The following is a 16,362-nucleotide window of genomic DNA, read 5'->3' as shown; positions in this document are numbered from 1 at the left end:
GAGAACTGCTTTTTAATATTAAAACTTTAATAACACAACATTCCCCGCAGGATCCTCTGTTTGGAACCCTCCGACGATTTCCGTAACGGGTGCACCTATACCACGAAGATTATCTTTCATAGTTGCCGCTTGTTCTTCGTTATCTAAACGCAATGAGAACGTTTTTAAGCCAACTTGATTTTTTCCAAGCTTTGGTGCATTCTCTGAGTGCCAAGTATTTAAGCCGATATGATGATGGTAACGGCCTGTAGAAATAAATAATGCTTGGGACCCGTAGCGTGTGACAATATCATAACCTAATCCCTTTGTATAAAATTGCTCGGCTTCAGCCAAGTTAGAGACCGATAAATGAATATGGCCCATTACTGTGCCAGCAGGCAGACCAAGCCAGTTGCCATCGCCCACTTCTAAAATAGAACGAATATTGAGTGGTTCTGTCACCATATGCACCTGATTGTTATGCCATGTCCATTCACTTTCAGGACGATCTGCATAAATCTCGATTCCATTATGATCAGGATCATTTAAATAGAGTGCTTCACTTACAGCATGATCAGAAGCCCCAAGGTACACACCTTTTTCGTGAAAATGAGAAATAACATTAGCTAAGTCACGTCGACTAGGTAATAATAGGGCGAAGTGATAAAGTCCTGTCGTCATGCTAAGCTTATCTTCTACGGTTTTAGGCTGAACAAGAGTTAATAGAGCTGTTTCTCCATCGGCAGTTAACATAGCTTTATGTGAATCTTGTTGTAACACTTTAAAGCCAATAATTTCTTGATAAAAGGTTAAAGAGCGGTGTAAATCACTCACTTTTATTTCAACATTCGTTACATAGGTGTTTGGTTTTTCATGAAAATGCATTTTGAATACCTCCAAATAGTTATCTTTTTTCATTAAGTTACTTTATGTAAGTTAGTTTATTTTAAAAATAAAGGAAAGTCAAGTATTTCTATTGTTCCACAAAAAAAGAAAATCACTAAGCTTTTCGAAAAGCTTAGTGATTTTCTTGAGATATTATTTGTCAGCTTTGTAGTCGCCTTCGTATCCAGCAGTGAAAATAGCTGTTAAGAAAGCAACTGTTACACCAATGATTAATAATAATTTCATGGAAGTAACCCTCCTCATGTTATAAAGAAATCTCTTTTTAGTATAGCCTATCTACTTTAAAAATGAAACGACATAGCAGAATAAAATATGTCAGAAATGGTTCAAACAGCTTGATATCGGGAAAACTAAAAGTGAGGTGATTAGTATGGAAAAAAAGGTGCCAAATATTGAAAATGGGACAATGGTGAGAGATATGAAAGAATTAAAAGATTTGGGCAAGCAGATGGAGCATTTACGTGATGGTCTAGAGCTTGCGGAGGATGAGCGAATCGCTGATCCAATTCAATTGGAAGATGTTGAACAGAAGAAAAAGTAGTATATAAACCAGCCGCTTTATTTTTCTTAAATCCAATTTTTTGTATAATGGAACGAGGATAAGAAAGGGGTTGTGCTTTTTGAATTTACAATCAACGAAAACATTATCAAATGGTGTAGAAATGCCTCGTTTTGGCTTAGGTGTTTACAAAATGACAGAACGTGAGGAAACATTACAGGCTATTGATAAAGCACTTCAATACGGTTATCGAGCTATTGATACAGCATCCTTATATGGGAATGAGGTAGAAGTAGGAGAAGCTATTCGTCATTCAGGCATTCGTCGTGAAGATATTTTTGTTACAACAAAAGTATGGAATAATGACCAAGGATATGATGCAACATTACGTGCTTTTGAGGTTTCGCTAAAGAATTTAAATATGGATTACCTAGATTTATATTTAACACATTGGGCTGTCCCTGAAACATTTGAAGAAACATATCGAGCTATTGAGCGCCTTTACGATGAAAAATTAATTCGCTCAACAGGTGTATCGAATCATCATGAGCATCATTTAGAAAAAATATTGGCTAAGGCAAATACTGCACCGATGGTTAATCAAGTGGAGGTACATCCATATTTACAACAGCAGCCATTAAGGGCATTTTGTAGTGAACACCAAATTGCTGTTACTGCATGGTCTCCACTAGGACGTGGTGGTGTACTTGCTGATCCTACCATAATGGAGATTGGGAAAGAAATCGATAAAACCCCTGCTCAGGTAGTACTGCGTTGGCATTTACAAAATGATACACTCGTTATTCCCAAATCCGTAACACCGAGCCGAATTGAGGAAAACGCACAGATTTTTGATTTTGAATTAACCCAAGATCAAATGGAGAAAATGGCAACATTAAATCGTAACCAACGATTTGGACAAGATCCTGATCATTTTAAATTTGATTTTTAAAAAAAGAATAAATCCCGCACTCCTATAGAGGCGGGATTTTTCTTATTGCTCGTCCTTGACGATAATACGTTTATTTAAAAAAGGATGGTCAAATTCTAATTGAATGGCATGTAGTTCGTAGTCATCACTTACTGTTTCTCGTGCACCATACATTGTATCCCCAATAATTGGATGGCCAATATAGGCTAAATGCACACGGATCTGATGTGTTCGCCCAGTCTCAAGTATGAGATGAACGACACAGGAATTTTTGTAACGCGCCACCACTTCATAGTGTGTTACAGCATGCTGTCCAGTTTTGGACACAACACGTCTTGTGGCATGGTGTCTGTCTTTGCCAATTGGTTCAGCAATCGTTCCAGAAGACGTTCGTAAGTTACCTTGCACCTCTGCTGCATACGTACGAATAATGGTTTTTTCCTCAATCATTCGATCGAAAATGGACTTTGCTAAAGGGTGCTTTGCTACTAGTAATAAGCCCTGTGTCCCTTTATCAAGACGATGAACATGTTCAGCATAAATGCCACCCTGTTCTTTGATATGTGCCATGACATGGTTCATACATGTATGTGTATCACGAGCATCATTAGGATGTGTTGCCATACCTTTTGGCTTTGATACGATTAAACAATGGTCATCCTCATAGACTACATCAATAGCACATACAGGTGTTGGTTTGTAGCTAGAAGTTGGAACAGGAAACGTAAATTTGATTATTGTTCCAGTTTGTAAAGGTGTATTCCATTGAACCAGCTCATCATTTGCCAATGTGATGGCTTTGGCCATACGCAATTCATGAACGAGTTTTTTACCGAGTCGCCAATGATTACGTAGCAATTCTTCCACACTTAAGTTATCTTCAGCAATTTCATAATGAAACATAGATCTTCCTCCGTAGAAAAAACCGTATTCCAAAGGTAGAACACGGTCTTCCGATTATTTTGCAGCTTTAGAAGCTTTGATTAAATAAAAGCTTGCCCCTGCGATTAAAATAAATGCAGTTAATGCTAAAAACGGAATAGTAATAAAGCCTAACCAATTAATATATTGTCCTGTACAAGAAACTGCGCCACAGGAGGGGGCATTTTCAGCTAAAAAGCTAAGCTTTTGAATTCCGTAATGGTAAAGTGAAATACAGCCGCCAATCACAGAAAATACAGCAGTTGTGACAGCAATACGTGCATTTTTTTGTATAAATGCTACTGTCGTCATTATAACAATTGGGTACATAAAAATACGTTGAATCCAACATAATTTACAAGGTTCATAATGACGAATCTCAGAAAAATATAACGAACCTAGTGTTGCTATAGCAGAAACAATCCAAATAAATAATAAGCCATTTTCTTCTTTTTTAGACATATTCAATCTTCCCTTCATAAAACCATGTCCTTGTTCGATTATAGTGGTTCTAGTTTTATATGTAAATCAACTTACACAAAATAAGGTATGTGATGAATTTCAGTCTAAAGTATGAACGGTGGAAGCAGACGCTTTCAATAGCTTAATGGTATCATTAACAATAGTAATGCTAAAGAAGAGGTGTTTTCGTGAGGGAGAATGAGCATTCCAATATCAGTATTTTAAAAGAGATTGCTGAACTATTAAATGAAGAAACTGAAATTGTCACAATGCTAAAAGGTGCGCTCATCAAATTTTTAAATGGCACCAATTTTGAAACAGGCTGGATTTTTTTTATTGATGCAAAGGGGCGTTCAGAACTTGTTGTCCATGAAAATCTACCAGAGGCATTGGAATATAACAATTGCCATTATTTAAAAAAGGGCGGTTGTTGGTGTGTATCGCGTTATCGTAATGAAGAGCTAAAAAAAGCCTCCAATATTATCGAGTGTCAGCGTATTGAAAGTGCCATAGCTGCAAATGTTGGGGATCATGAAGGAATCACGCATCATGCGACAGTACCCCTTCAATCTGGACAAGAACGTTTTGGCGTATTAAATGTCGCATCTAAGGATACAGTACGCTTTTCAGAGGAGGAGCTTGCTTTATTAGAATCAGTTGCCTTTCAGATGGGGTCAGCTATTAAGCGAATTTTACTGACAAAGCAGGAGCAGGAAATGGCACTTGTGAAGGAACGTAATCGCCTAGCTCGTGATTTACACGATTCAGTTAATCAACTACTATTCTCGGTTACGTTAACAGCTAGGGCTGGCATTGAAATGACGGATGATTGCGAAGTGAAAGAAACATTTAAAGAGATTCAGCATTTAACACAAGATGCACTTACAGAGATGCGTGCGTTAATTTGGCAATTGCGACCTAAAGGATTGGAAAATGGTTTACTTGAGGCCATGAAAGTATACGCTGAAATGCTTGGCTTAAAACTACATGTTACAGTTTCAGGCGTATTGCAATTTCCCTCACGTATTGAAGAAACATTATTTCGCGTAGCCCAAGAGGCGTTAAATAATGTACGTCGCCATGCAGGTGTATTAGAGGCAGCATTGTATATTACTGTTACATCAACAGATATTTTGTTGGTTATTCGTGATGAGGGTCGAGGCTTTGTCATTGATAACAATACAAAGTTACTTTCGATGGGCTTACAATCTATCAAGGATCGTGCAAAATCAGTGGGTGGGACTGCCGACTGGGTAAGTGAAATTGGCAAAGGTACGGAGCTGCTAATCCGCTTGCCATATTAAGGGGGAGAGGACATGATACGTGTATTAATTGCAGACGATCATCACGTGGTGCGTAGAGGACTACTGTTTTTTTTAAAGACACAAAAGGATATTGAGGTTGTTGGAGAGGCCAAAAATGGGCACGAAGCTGTTGCATTAGCAGAAAGCATTCAACCAGATATTATTTTAATGGATTTAGTCATGCCTGAAATGGATGGCATCCAGGCGACTAAACGCATTAAAGCGAAGTTTCCACAAATAGAAATTTTAATGCTTACTAGCTTTTCTGATCGAGATCATGTGGTTCCAGCAATGGAGGCTGGAGCGGCAGGCTATCAGTTAAAAGATATTGAGCCAGATGAATTGGTCTTATCCATTCGTCGTATTATGCGTGGTGAAAACACTCTACATCCTGAAGCAACGTCAACGCTTGAAATGGATCGCCAGGAGTCTCAGAATGCACCCCATTTATTAAATCCGCTGACACCTCGTGAACAGGATGTGCTAGCAGAGCTTACAAAAGGAAAGAGTAATCGGGAAATTGCATCCTCACTCTTTGTCACAGAAAAAACGGTGAAAACCCATATTTCAAATATTTTTACAAAGCTACAAGTACAAGACCGTACACAGGCAGCGCTGTATGCTGTTAAGCACGGGCTAACTGAAGGTAGTGGGATGTAAATAAACGGCGAGCTTCTACTCACATAGAAGCACTCGCCGTTTTTTACATTATTTATGTTGAACAAATAATTTTTTAGATATCTCTAATAATGTAGAGCTAGGTGTTAGTGCTAAATCTTCCTCTAGTCTTTGCGTATATGTTTGGAAAATTTTGAGTGCCTGTTCATGAAGCCCTGCCTGTATTAACGTATATAAATAGTGCTCAAGTTTTTGTTCATTATAGGGATCATACTCTATTAATGCATGTAAAAATTCCATAGCTCTATCAGTATCTGAAAAGACCGTTGTTTGAAACCCTTTTTCTAATAGCTCTATGTATGATTTCATTAATTTATCTTTATAGGCAGTTGACCATTCATAATCATCAAAAATAAATAAGCCATTCTTATAAATAGAAAGACATTGATTAATCAAAGAAATAGAAGGAAATTCAAGTCTTGAAAAATCCTCATGAAGTTTTTGAAAATCGTATAAATCACATACGATATTTGGTTTTTCGAAGATATAGTATTTATTTGAAAAGACAATACAGTTTTCGTAGCCAATTGTATTTAGAGTTTTCCTTAAATAAGATAGAGCTGTATGAAGATTTGATTTGGCTCGTACATAATCTAAATCTGGCCATAGAATTTCAATTAAATAATCTCGATGAATCGGTATATTTGGATGCAAAATAAAATAAGCAAACAATTCTTTTGTCTTTTCTGTTTTAAATGCCACTAAACTATTGTTACTATAGACGGCAAATTGATCGAAGCATTGTACAGTTAAGACAGTTTGTGTAGCCTGTTGAAGCATTTGCTGAATTGAAAATTCATGCTCAATACGGGCTACAGTTTTTTCTAAACGGGCATGACTGATAGGCTTTAATACATAGTCGAGACTGCCAATTTCATAGGCTTGTAATGCAAATTCATGATAGGCGGTAATGAAAATTACACTGACTTGTGGACGTTCCGTTTTGATAATATCAGCAACTTCAAGTCCTGATAATTCTTGAAGTTTTACTTCTAAAAAGATAGCCTCAAATTCCATAGTTGGTAGTTCATTCAGAAATACTTCTACGCTTGTAAAGGTTTGCATCACCTGTATTTGTTGAAAGGCATGTAGTTTATTTTGAAAATAGTGTAAAGCTAACGGTTCATTGTCTATTAAAACGGCTCGAATCACATCAAACTCTCCTTTATACAATTAAATTAAAAACATTAAACTCTAGTTCATTTTGGGTGAAAAGGCTTCCTATATATAGTGAAGGGCAAGAAAAGTGAAAATCACTCAACTTTTCTATTAAAAATTTGATGCCAGAAAAAAGCAATTTATGGTGTAGTTCTTTCACGGGTGAGAGTCAATGAATCCCGATGTGTTTATCACATCGCGTCAAATCCATTCAAAGAAAATTTCGCCGTTCATTATATAGAAGAAAAAAGTTTTTTAGTTTGTGTTAAGAGAATTGAAATAATTGCTTAGGCGTTAAAATCAAACTATTCTTATACAAAAATGAAACAACATAGTATTGTTAATGAAAGTTGCATATGGGCATAAGCCTTGTTTTTTCTTTTATTGTTAAAATAGTATAATTGTTGTAACAATAATTAGGCGTTATTATAGTACATTTGTCTTAAAAAATACTCAAAAAGTACTTAAAAAATACTTAAAAAGATAGGTTATTAATTAAAATAGAAGTATATATAGGAAAAATGGGATGGCAAGAAAGGAGATTTTACCATGAAATTAGAAAGACTTCTAACCATGACGATGATATTAATCAACCGTAAAAAGGTTAAGGCACAGGAATTAGCAGAGTTATTTAATGTTTCGATTCGTACCATTTATCGAGATATTGAAACATTGAGCTGTGCTGGTGTACCTGTTATTAGTCAGCAAGGTGTAAATGGTGGCATTAGTTTAATCGATGGTTATCGTGTTGATAGGCAAGTGTTGACGAAGGATGAGCTCACGTCACTTTCTATTGCGATTAAAAGTGCTTTGACTACCTATGAAGATTCCCACGCTGAAGCCGTGCTCGAGAAAATAACGAGTATTGCTGATGATCATGTAAAACAATCGATGGACCATCTATTTGTTGATCTTAGTCCATGGGGACCAAACGCTCTCTTTAAAGAGCTTATTACGACGCTCAAGACAGCTATAGAGAATAATCGTTGCATAAGCTTTCATTATTCTACTACTTATGGTGAACAAACAAGCCGAATAGTCGAACCACATACAATTGTTCAAAAAGGGAAGATATGGTATTTGTATGGCTATTGTACATTAAGAAAGGACTTTCGTTTATTTAAGCTTGCGCGAATGAAACATTTGCTTCAAGCTGATTCTACCTTTGAGCGTAAGGAAGTGAATTTAAGTGAACTCCCTTGGGGTAAAGAATGGCATCGACCACAAAACGTAGTCGATTTAGTCATTTCTTTTGATAAAGACATTACAACATTAGTGGAGGAATCCTTTGGTGCAGAACATATAGACCATGAACAATCCATGATTTATATATCTATACCCGAAGATGAATGGCTTTATGGTTTCTTGTTAAGCTTTGGGCATCGCATTAAAATTATGGAACCACTTTATATAAGAGATATTATTCAAAAACGAGCTTTAGAAATTGTTCAATTATATAAAAATCTAAATAATTGATGACAGACAGTTGTCAGGTTTCCTTTGCTATAGTAAGTACAAATAAAGCGAAAGGTGGAATGACGATGCAAAGCTATTGTCAAAGCTGCGGTATGCCTTTAGTAGAAGAGGCATTATTGGGTACTGAAAAAGAAGGGGAAAAAAGTCAGGATTATTGTACATATTGTTACGAGGGGGGCGAGTTTAAACAACCCCAGTTAACAGTAGACGAAATGATTGAAATTTGTGTACCGCATCTTATGGAAGGTGGTATGCCAGAAAATGAAGCACGTAATATGCTGACTTCCTTTTTGCCAAGTTTGAAGCGATGGAGAAAAAGTGAAGGGAAGGAACCAAAAGTAGTTGAATTAACCGCATTTAACATCGTAGGTATTTCAACTCAAACAAGTAATGCAAATGAAATAACAGAGCATGCTAAAATTCCACAATTATGGGATGACTTTTATCAGCAAAATATTGCGGGCCAAATAGCCGAACGAAAAAATGGCCATGTCTTTGGTTTGTATTCAGACTATGAAACGGATGTGAATGGTAATTATACTCTTACACTAGGAGTTGAAGTAAATAATGATGACATTCCAACAGATTTAGTAGTTAAAATGATTCCAGCAGCTAAGTATCTAGTATTTACATCAGATAAAGGCACGATGCCTGAAGTTGTCATCCAAACCTGGCAAGAGATTTGGGCATGGTTTGCAAATTCTAAAGTTGAACGAACATATACAGGCGACTTTGAACTGTATGATGAACGATCCGCTAATCCACATGAATCACAAGTGGATATTTATATAGCTATTAAATAAGAAAAGTCTCCTACCAATCAATTGGTAGGAGACTTTTCTTCGTTTTGCGGAGGAATGATATATGGCTCAATATGCACTAGAACCTGACAAAAGCGATTTTCACGCATAATGGTATGTTCGATTTCTTCGGTTATGCGATGACTTTCAAAGACATTTAAATAAGGATCTACTGTGACAGTTACGTCAATGAAATACATATTGCCATGGGCACGTCCTTTAAAGTCTAAAAGCTCCATTACCCCGTCCACGTTACGGATTAAGACCGATAACGTTTCAACTTCATCAATATCAAATGCATCTGTAAGACTTTGAACAGCTTCCCAAAAAATTTCTACTGCTGTTTTAATAATTAAAAGGGCAACAATGAGAGCTGTAAGTGAATCAATGATCGGAAAGCCGAAAATGGCTCCAAAAATACCAATGGCTGTACCGATGCTGACAAGTGCATCAGAGCGATTGTCAAAGGCAGCAGCTTTAACAGCGGCACTCTTAATTTTCTTTGATAGTGCCAAATTATAGCGATAAACCACATACATGACAACTGCACTACCTATTGCTACATAGGCTGTTAATAGTGAAGGTGTTGTACCAGTGGGCTCCCACAAGCTTTTTAGGGAACTAACTAATACTTGGAGACCGACAACAAGCATAATGAACGATGCGACTAAAGAGGCAACAGTCTCAGCTCGTAAATGTCCGTATTGGTGGTTGGAATCAGGTGGTCTTTGGGCAATGCGTAAACCAACCAGTACCGCGATGGAAGCAATGATATCAGTTGTGTTATTTAAACCATCTGCTTTTAGGGCCTCAGATGTACCAATGTAGCCTATTGTAAGCTTAGCAGAGCTTAGGATTAGATATGTACCAATGGATAGCCATGCACCTTTTTCCCCTTGACGTAAATTTGTATAGAGCTCCATTTTGTTTCCTCCTCGCAAAACTTTCGGACATTAGAAAACGACCCCCTTTTAAAAAGGGAGTCGTTTCATCTATTTATTACGGTCGTTGCTCCCACCTATATAAGGTGTGAAAAAAAGACCATATTTATAGCCTAGATTATACAAGCGTGCTTCTAATAGTACCACGACAAGTATGGTAAATCAATTCAATTTTAGTCAATGACTGCGTCATATTCATTTGATAAATCACTGTTAGGTAATTTCAGAACTTCTAAGTATAAAATATGGTGACCATCTAATTCTTTTGCGATAAATTCAAAACCTTGCTCTTCAATACTGTCACCTTCGACTGCATCAAAACGCTTCGTCATGAACCAACCACCGATAGTATCAATATCATCATCTTCTATGTCAGTACCAAGCATATCATTTACATTTTCAAGAAGCATCTTAGCATCTAAAATAAAATGATTTTCTGCAATTTCTTGTACTTCCGGGATTTCGTCTTCATCAAATTCATCTTGAATATCGCCGACAATTTCCTCAATAATATCTTCAATCGTCACTAAACCAGATGTTCCGCCATATTCATCCATTAAAATGGCCATATGAATACGTTCACGTTGAATTTTTAGTAATAGATCGTTAATTTGCGTTGTTTCCATCACTCGAATAATAGGTTGCATATAATCAATGACTGGCTTATCACCATTTTTAGGATCTTTAATGTAAGCGGTTAATAAATGCTTCATGTTAACTAATCCAATAATATGATCTTTATCTCCATCCAGAATTGGATAACGAGTATATTGCTCAACACCCATTAAATCAAACACTTCTTTAATTGTTAGCTCTTTTTCTATGCCGACAATTTCAGTTCGAGGAACCATAATTTCTTTTGCAAGACGATCAGAGAACTCGAAAATACTGTTAACATATTCATATTCTGAGTTATTAATTTCTCCACCTTTTAAACTATCCGACAAAATCATACGCAGCTCTTCCTCTGTATGAGCAACTTCTGATTCTGACATCATTTTTAAGCCGAAAAGACCTGTTAAACCACGGGCAGAGCCATTTAATAGCTTAATGATGGGATAGGTAATATTGTGGAAGATAATTAATGGGCCAGAAAAGTTTAATGTGACAAATTCTGCTTTTTGGATGGCTAATGTTTTTGGCGCCAATTCCCCAATAACAACATGCATAAACGTAACGATTGAGAATGCAAGTATGAATGAAAGGATAGATGTAATACTACCATTCAAATTTAGAAATTCAAACACTGGGTGTAAAATGATTTCAAATGTAGGTTCACCTAACCAACCTAAACCAAGTGCAGTGATGGTAATACCTAACTGGCATGCAGATAAGTACTCATCTAAATCTGAAACAACACGTTTTGCATTTTTCGCTTTTTTATGCCCTTCCGCGAGCAATTGATCAATGCGGGTAGATCTCACTTTTACGATTGCAAATTCAGTTGCAACGAAAAATCCAGTCATTATAATTAGTAGGGCGAATGCCGCCAACCTAATGGTTATCTCCAATATGTCTCCGTCCAAATAATTCCTTTGTTCCCGCCCGAATGAGGGAAGTAAACAAAGTGTACACCTCCTATGATTTAAAAAATTGTTGGATGTTTCAATCATAAATTATTTAAAAGAAAAACACAAATATTGACAACAACTTTTTCACTTGTTTTTCATGGATCTTTTGAAAAAATGCAACTAGATTCAAATACCAAAAGATTGTAATTAACATGGCTATATGCTAACTTTAGAAAGATCAAAGATAGTTTGTTTAGGGAAAGAAGCATTTTGCATCTCATATAATACGACACGTCAAAAATCTCAAGAGTGCTTTAGCTTGCGGATTTTTTTAAATGAATTATTTTTTATAGTAAGGGGGAGTCTCAATCGTCATTTGAGACTCCCCCTTTCTAAATGTTTGACCTATTTATTCTTGCTGGAAGCGTAATTTTAAACACGCTTTTTCAACATCATGAACCGTTTCATTTAAAGGTATTTCACCTGTAAACGGAGCGATAGATACAGGTGCTTTTTCCGTTATGCCTTGCTGTGTTAAAACATAGTTCTTATTATTATACGTTAAATAGAACGTTTTAATCGATTTCTTGCCAAAAGAGCTAGTAGAAGAATCAAAGAAGCCCTTTAGTTGACTGCAATACTCATTGTAAAAGTCGCTTTTATAGCCAGAAAGTTCCTCGAATTTCTTACTATTAACAGCACCCGCTTCATCCACTAATTCGAATATTTTGGCGGAAAATTCCGAAAAAAATTCTTTTACTTTTACACGAATTAACGCTTTTGAATTATAGCTATTTAAGTCATCCGAAAGTGTGACTTTACTCATTGAAATGGCCCCCTGCATAAAAAACATTTACTATTAAGCTGATATCATAAATGTATAAGAAAAATATACAAATTTCAACAGGATTCAACATAATTAGCTTAAATGGCGTGCTATTAATAGTAAATATAGGTATTTTTATACGGGATCACAACGAAAAATTGACTATCAAATTCAATCGTATACATGAAACAGCATAAGTTCATGTATCATTTTTTTAACAACCTCCTCGTCTGATGGAATGGCTCCTATCCACTCAATCGTACCGTCCTTTAAATATTCCGCTTGGTATCGTTCTCGTTGATAAAAAAACGAAATAGACCACCCAGGTAGTTGCGTGTTTTCAAATAGTGGTTTAAAACTGAAATGTTGAATCATCATCAAACCTCGCTTCTTATAGTATGTAGTCATATTATTCAAGTATAAAGGTATTTTTGCAACTATTCACTTTTCATAGAAGTAAATAGGATGAGATTGAAATTCTAAAGGGGTATTTCTTTCGTTGAAAATCATTGCTCTGCTATAATGAGTGCAGAAGGCGACAAAATACGCCAATCTTGAATACAATTGAAATGAGAGGATACTAATGGATAATTTTATAGTGACATTACTTTTTATGGCTATCATTGGGGCTGCAATTGGGGGCGTTACAAATCACTTAGCCATTAAAATGCTTTTTCGTCCATATAAAGCGATATATATTAAAAATTGGCGTGTACCGTTTACACCAGGCCTTATACCCAAACGACGTGATGAATTAGCTAAACAGTTGGGTCTTACAGTAGTTAATTATTTACTCACGCCTGAAACATTTAGAAAAAAGTTTTTCTCTAAGGATATTCAAGACAAAGTAGAACACTTTGTGCAAACAAAAGTTGAAGAAACAATCTTTACAAACGACAAAACAATTCAGGATTGGCTAAACTTAGCTGGGTTTGCTCATCTACCTACTACCATTGAACAGAAGGTTGAAGCAATTGTTGAGGGACAATTTTCGTCGGTAAAGAATACACTATCAACAAAATCAATTCGTACGCTGCTATCAGATGATATCCAAAATACAATTGATGCTAAAATTCCAGTAGCAGTTCAGCACATTTTAGAAAAAGGCGAGGATTATTTTTTATCACCAGAAGGTGAAATGACGATTAAGGCAATGATTGATGACTTTTTATCATCAAAAGGGTCTCTAGGCGGCATGATCAATATGTTCTTAGGTGATTCCTCTTCATTAGTTGGGAAAGTTCAACGTGAGCTTGTGAAGTTTTTACAAGCACCAGGAACAACAACATTACTAACAAAAATATTTTCACAGGAATGGGAAAAACTTAAAGATCGACCCGCTATGGACTTTTTGCAAGATGTTCAATTTGACCCCATTTTATCGAAATTACAAGTGTACGTGAAAGAACAATTAGCAATCTCTGAACGTTTAAATCAACCGATTTCTTATTATTGGCCAGAAGGAAATGACTGGGCGAAGTATACCGTGATTCCACAAGCTATAGAAAAAGCTTTTGTGAAGGCAGAGGAAAAACTTGAGGATGTACTAAAACGTTTAAACTTACAAGAGGTTGTGCGAGAGCAGGTTGACTCATTCCCAGTAGAGAAATTAGAGGAGCTTGTATTAGGTATTTCAAAACGTGAGTTTAAAATGATTACTGTATTAGGTGCAGTGCTTGGTGGATTGATTGGGATTGTGCAAGGCTTGATTGTTTACTTTATTTAAAAGGAGATTGTATGAATGATTAATATTTATAATGACATTAATGCGCTAGAAGCAACTTTCCGTAAGATTCCAGAATTTGAAGCGTTAAAAGCTGCTGTTGAAGTTGTTAAAAATGATGAAGAGGCATTAAATGTCTTTAAAAACTTCCGTAAAATCCAAATCGAATTACAGAAAAAGCAATTAGCTGGTGAGGATATTTTGGAGGATGAGCTTGTCTATGCACAAAAAGCGGCACAGCTTGCACAGCAAAATGAAAAAATTTCAACGATGCTTGAGGCAGAAATGAAGGTAAGTAAAGTAATCGAAGAAGTAAATCGCATTTTAATAAAACCTATCCAAGGTTTATATGAAGGAATTCAATAATAGGTGATAATCGCAATTTAAAAAGGAATAATTTTTCTAGGAATTGCACATATAACAAGTGAGAGGAAAACGTGTATCCGCTATTGGTCGGTACACGTTTTTGCTTTATGTACCAGTTAAAGAGTATGGGAGGTTATGAATATGCATGTCATCATTGAATGGACCTATAAAACACCAAAAGGAGCAACAACAGTTTTACGTTCAGCTGAAATGCCTGCAGCTCAAGCACTTTTACTTGCAGAGGATATGGAAAGAACGGGAAGGGTAAAATCGCTACATTGTATGGATCGGCAAGATACAAATTGGTCACTTAAAGAGCTAAAAGCATATTTAAAGGAAATTGATACAGAGCCTCATAATATTACGCTCTATTTTGATGGAGGTTTTGATCGTGGGACAAGGCAAGCAGGACTAGGCTGCGCCATTTATTACGAACAAAATGGTAAACCTTTACGATTGAGAAGGAATGCCTTTTCGTCTGAATTGAAATCAAATAACGAGGCAGAGTATGCAGCGCTTTATTTAGCCTTAGTAGAACTAGAACTTTTAAATGTCCACCATTTGCCTGTGCGTATTATAGGAGATTCACAAGTGGTCATCAATCAACTGAATGGGGAATGGCCAGCATTGGAAAAAGAACTAGCAAGCTGGGCAGATAAAATTGATGCTAAGCTGGAGCAACTTCACATTCAAGCCGAATACCAGCTTGTTTCACGTAAGGATAATTCGGAAGCAGATCGCCTTGCTACTCAAGCTTTAAATGGCATCGATATTACTGGTTTGAGCGAGATTGTTAAAGAATAGGAATAAGAGGTGGCAGTAGATACTGCCACCTCTTTCTCATAAAATCCTCGGTTTGCACTGAAACTTTTTCCATTTTAAAACTACTACTACTATGAATCCAAACAATAAGGAGAGATTTTATGAACATGAAAAAAATAGCACCTGCAGCTATGTCTGCATTATTATTTGGAAGTGCCCTTGTACCGGTAGCTTCAGCAAATGAGCAGCAATCTACAGAAGCGGAGGTACCACAAATACAAATTGATCCCGTACACATTTTTAATGATACTCGTGGTACTGTGGAAGATGTTCGTATTGAGGAAAATATTACATATTACACAGTAAAAGAAGGCGAGCAAACAAATGTATTAGAAATTACTAAAGATACTCTCGTGTTCGACAATACTGGGAAGAAAGTGGAGCTACAAAAGGGTGATAAAGTATTAGCTTATACCTTTGCTAACAAACCGCAAAAATATATTTATCCACCACAATTCAATCCAGAGGTTGTCATCGTTGAAACAGAAGAAGTTGGTTTTGTAGAAGTGGATTATTTCTTTGAAGATTTAACTAATACGTATGATATTTTAAAATTAAATATTGGGAAAGAAACAGAGCTATTCAATGAAAAAGGTGAAAAGGTGGACGCTAAAGATTTAGCAGAGAAGCATCTAATTGTTTTCTATACGGCCTCTACTAAAAGTATCCCAGCTCAAACAACACCATCTAAAGTAATTGTACTGGACGATGATTCCTCAACTACTAAGAATCCAATAAATGAAGAAATTGATAATATTATCGCATCAGATTCTTATGAAGTAGCTGGTACAAAAATGGTGCCATTACGTGTGATCGCTGAAAAGCTTGGCTTCAAAGTGGATTCTACAGGCAAGGGGGCAATCCTTTCAAAAGGGAATATGTCTTATACAATTACTCGCGGTGAAAAAACATTTGGCTATAATAAGGCATTACGTACACTAACAGTAGCACCGACCTTAAAAGATACAAAGACATATGTACCTGTTGAATTTGTGGATGAATATTTAAAATAATTAAGAAAATAGTATGCCAACAATGCTTGGCATACTATTTTTATTT

Annotated in this window: 18 protein-coding genes; 10 read left to right on the top strand and 8 right to left on the bottom strand. The window is 36.2% G+C overall.

Annotated elements, in window-relative coordinates:
- Positions 1–18 precede the first annotated feature (18 nt).
- The gene (locus tag AC1RFD_RS15495) at positions 19–864 is read right to left on the bottom strand and encodes a VOC family protein (RefSeq protein WP_492475048.1); all 846 of its coding nucleotides are present in this window, start codon (positions 862–864) and stop codon (positions 19–21) included.
- A gap of 391 nt (positions 865–1,255) precedes the next feature.
- Between AC1RFD_RS15495 and AC1RFD_RS15490 the strand changes: the two genes are divergently transcribed.
- Both AC1RFD_RS15490 and AC1RFD_RS15485 read left to right on the top strand, forming a co-directional pair.
- Positions 1,256–1,426 carry a hypothetical protein gene (locus tag AC1RFD_RS15490; protein ID WP_004230831.1) on the top strand — a complete coding sequence of 57 codons (171 nt, stop codon included), beginning with the start codon at positions 1,256–1,258 and terminating at the stop codon, positions 1,424–1,426.
- 79 nt (positions 1,427–1,505) lie between these two features.
- Positions 1,506–2,336, top strand: coding sequence for an aldo/keto reductase (locus tag AC1RFD_RS15485; RefSeq protein ID WP_281217497.1), 831 nt, complete (start codon positions 1,506–1,508; stop codon positions 2,334–2,336).
- Positions 2,337–2,378: 42 nt separating this feature from the next.
- Here the strand turns inward: AC1RFD_RS15485 and AC1RFD_RS15480 are convergent, their stop codons facing one another.
- Together AC1RFD_RS15480 and AC1RFD_RS15475 are read right to left on the bottom strand one after the other, a co-directional pair.
- Positions 2,379–3,218: an RluA family pseudouridine synthase gene (locus AC1RFD_RS15480; protein WP_259420066.1), complete on the bottom strand. Its 840-nt coding sequence runs from the start codon at positions 3,216–3,218 to the stop codon at positions 2,379–2,381.
- 54 nt (positions 3,219–3,272) lie between these two features.
- Positions 3,273–3,698 carry a disulfide formation protein C gene (locus AC1RFD_RS15475; RefSeq protein WP_221681116.1) on the bottom strand — a complete coding sequence of 142 codons (426 nt, stop codon included), beginning with the start codon at positions 3,696–3,698 and terminating at the stop codon, positions 3,273–3,275.
- 188 nt (positions 3,699–3,886) lie between these two features.
- On the opposite strand from AC1RFD_RS15475, the gene AC1RFD_RS15470 reads away from it, so the two are divergent.
- Together AC1RFD_RS15470 and AC1RFD_RS15465 are read left to right on the top strand one after the other, a co-directional pair.
- Positions 3,887–5,002 carry a GAF domain-containing sensor histidine kinase gene (locus AC1RFD_RS15470; protein WP_054548662.1) on the top strand — a complete coding sequence of 372 codons (1,116 nt, stop codon included), beginning with the start codon at positions 3,887–3,889 and terminating at the stop codon, positions 5,000–5,002.
- A gap of 12 nt (positions 5,003–5,014) precedes the next feature.
- Positions 5,015–5,662 carry a response regulator gene (locus tag AC1RFD_RS15465; protein WP_115674050.1) on the top strand — a complete coding sequence of 216 codons (648 nt, stop codon included), beginning with the start codon at positions 5,015–5,017 and terminating at the stop codon, positions 5,660–5,662.
- A gap of 48 nt (positions 5,663–5,710) precedes the next feature.
- Here AC1RFD_RS15465 and AC1RFD_RS15460 read toward each other — a convergent pair whose 3' ends face one another.
- The gene (locus tag AC1RFD_RS15460; RefSeq protein ID WP_492475047.1) at positions 5,711–6,832 is read right to left on the bottom strand and encodes a response regulator; all 1,122 of its coding nucleotides are present in this window, start codon (positions 6,830–6,832) and stop codon (positions 5,711–5,713) included.
- A gap of 555 nt (positions 6,833–7,387) precedes the next feature.
- Here AC1RFD_RS15460 and AC1RFD_RS15455 point away from each other — a divergent pair.
- Positions 7,388–8,314 carry a helix-turn-helix transcriptional regulator gene (locus tag AC1RFD_RS15455; RefSeq protein WP_048391799.1) on the top strand — a complete coding sequence of 309 codons (927 nt, stop codon included), beginning with the start codon at positions 7,388–7,390 and terminating at the stop codon, positions 8,312–8,314.
- Between the two features lie 65 nt (positions 8,315–8,379).
- Positions 8,380–9,117: an effector binding domain-containing protein gene (locus tag AC1RFD_RS15450; protein ID WP_492475046.1), complete on the top strand. Its 738-nt coding sequence runs from the start codon at positions 8,380–8,382 to the stop codon at positions 9,115–9,117.
- A gap of 17 nt (positions 9,118–9,134) precedes the next feature.
- On the opposite strand, the gene AC1RFD_RS15445 is transcribed toward AC1RFD_RS15450, so the two are convergent.
- From AC1RFD_RS15445 to AC1RFD_RS15430, 4 genes are all read right to left on the bottom strand, one after another.
- Complete coding sequence (locus tag AC1RFD_RS15445; RefSeq protein ID WP_492475045.1) at positions 9,135–10,037, bottom strand: cation diffusion facilitator family transporter; 903 nt, start codon at positions 10,035–10,037, stop codon at positions 9,135–9,137.
- Positions 10,038–10,228: 191 nt separating this feature from the next.
- Entirely contained in the window at positions 10,229–11,548 is a 1,320-nt protein-coding gene (locus AC1RFD_RS15440; RefSeq protein WP_004230815.1) for a hemolysin family protein, read from the bottom strand.
- Positions 11,549–11,975: 427 nt separating this feature from the next.
- A complete protein-coding gene (locus tag AC1RFD_RS15435; RefSeq protein ID WP_403021523.1) occupies positions 11,976–12,392 on the bottom strand; it encodes a hypothetical protein in 417 nt (138 codons plus the stop codon).
- Between the two features lie 171 nt (positions 12,393–12,563).
- On the bottom strand, positions 12,564–12,767 hold the full coding sequence (locus AC1RFD_RS15430; protein ID WP_048391848.1) for a YheE family protein: 204 nt from the start codon (positions 12,765–12,767) through the stop codon (positions 12,564–12,566).
- Positions 12,768–12,975: 208 nt separating this feature from the next.
- Here AC1RFD_RS15430 and AC1RFD_RS15425 point away from each other — a divergent pair, with 208 nt between their 5' ends.
- The 4 genes from AC1RFD_RS15425 to AC1RFD_RS15410 all read left to right on the top strand — a co-directional run bounded on the left by AC1RFD_RS15425 (position 12,976) and on the right by AC1RFD_RS15410 (position 16,316).
- Positions 12,976–14,118: a DUF445 domain-containing protein gene (locus AC1RFD_RS15425; RefSeq protein WP_048391791.1), complete on the top strand. Its 1,143-nt coding sequence runs from the start codon at positions 12,976–12,978 to the stop codon at positions 14,116–14,118.
- 15 nt (positions 14,119–14,133) lie between these two features.
- The gene (locus AC1RFD_RS15420; protein ID WP_004230811.1) at positions 14,134–14,481 is read left to right on the top strand and encodes a YlbF family regulator; all 348 of its coding nucleotides are present in this window, start codon (positions 14,134–14,136) and stop codon (positions 14,479–14,481) included.
- A 141-nt stretch (positions 14,482–14,622) separates the two neighbouring features.
- The gene (locus AC1RFD_RS15415; RefSeq protein ID WP_048391789.1) at positions 14,623–15,285 is read left to right on the top strand and encodes a ribonuclease H family protein; all 663 of its coding nucleotides are present in this window, start codon (positions 14,623–14,625) and stop codon (positions 15,283–15,285) included.
- 119 nt (positions 15,286–15,404) lie between these two features.
- The gene (locus AC1RFD_RS15410; RefSeq protein ID WP_416141112.1) at positions 15,405–16,316 is read left to right on the top strand and encodes a stalk domain-containing protein; all 912 of its coding nucleotides are present in this window, start codon (positions 15,405–15,407) and stop codon (positions 16,314–16,316) included.
- Positions 16,317–16,362 lie beyond the last annotated feature (46 nt).

The organism is Lysinibacillus sp. GW823-FHT02G10 (genome assembly GCF_058797135.1).
The sequence above is the reverse complement of the archived record's forward strand: the minus strand, read 5'-3'. Positions and strand labels throughout refer to the sequence as shown.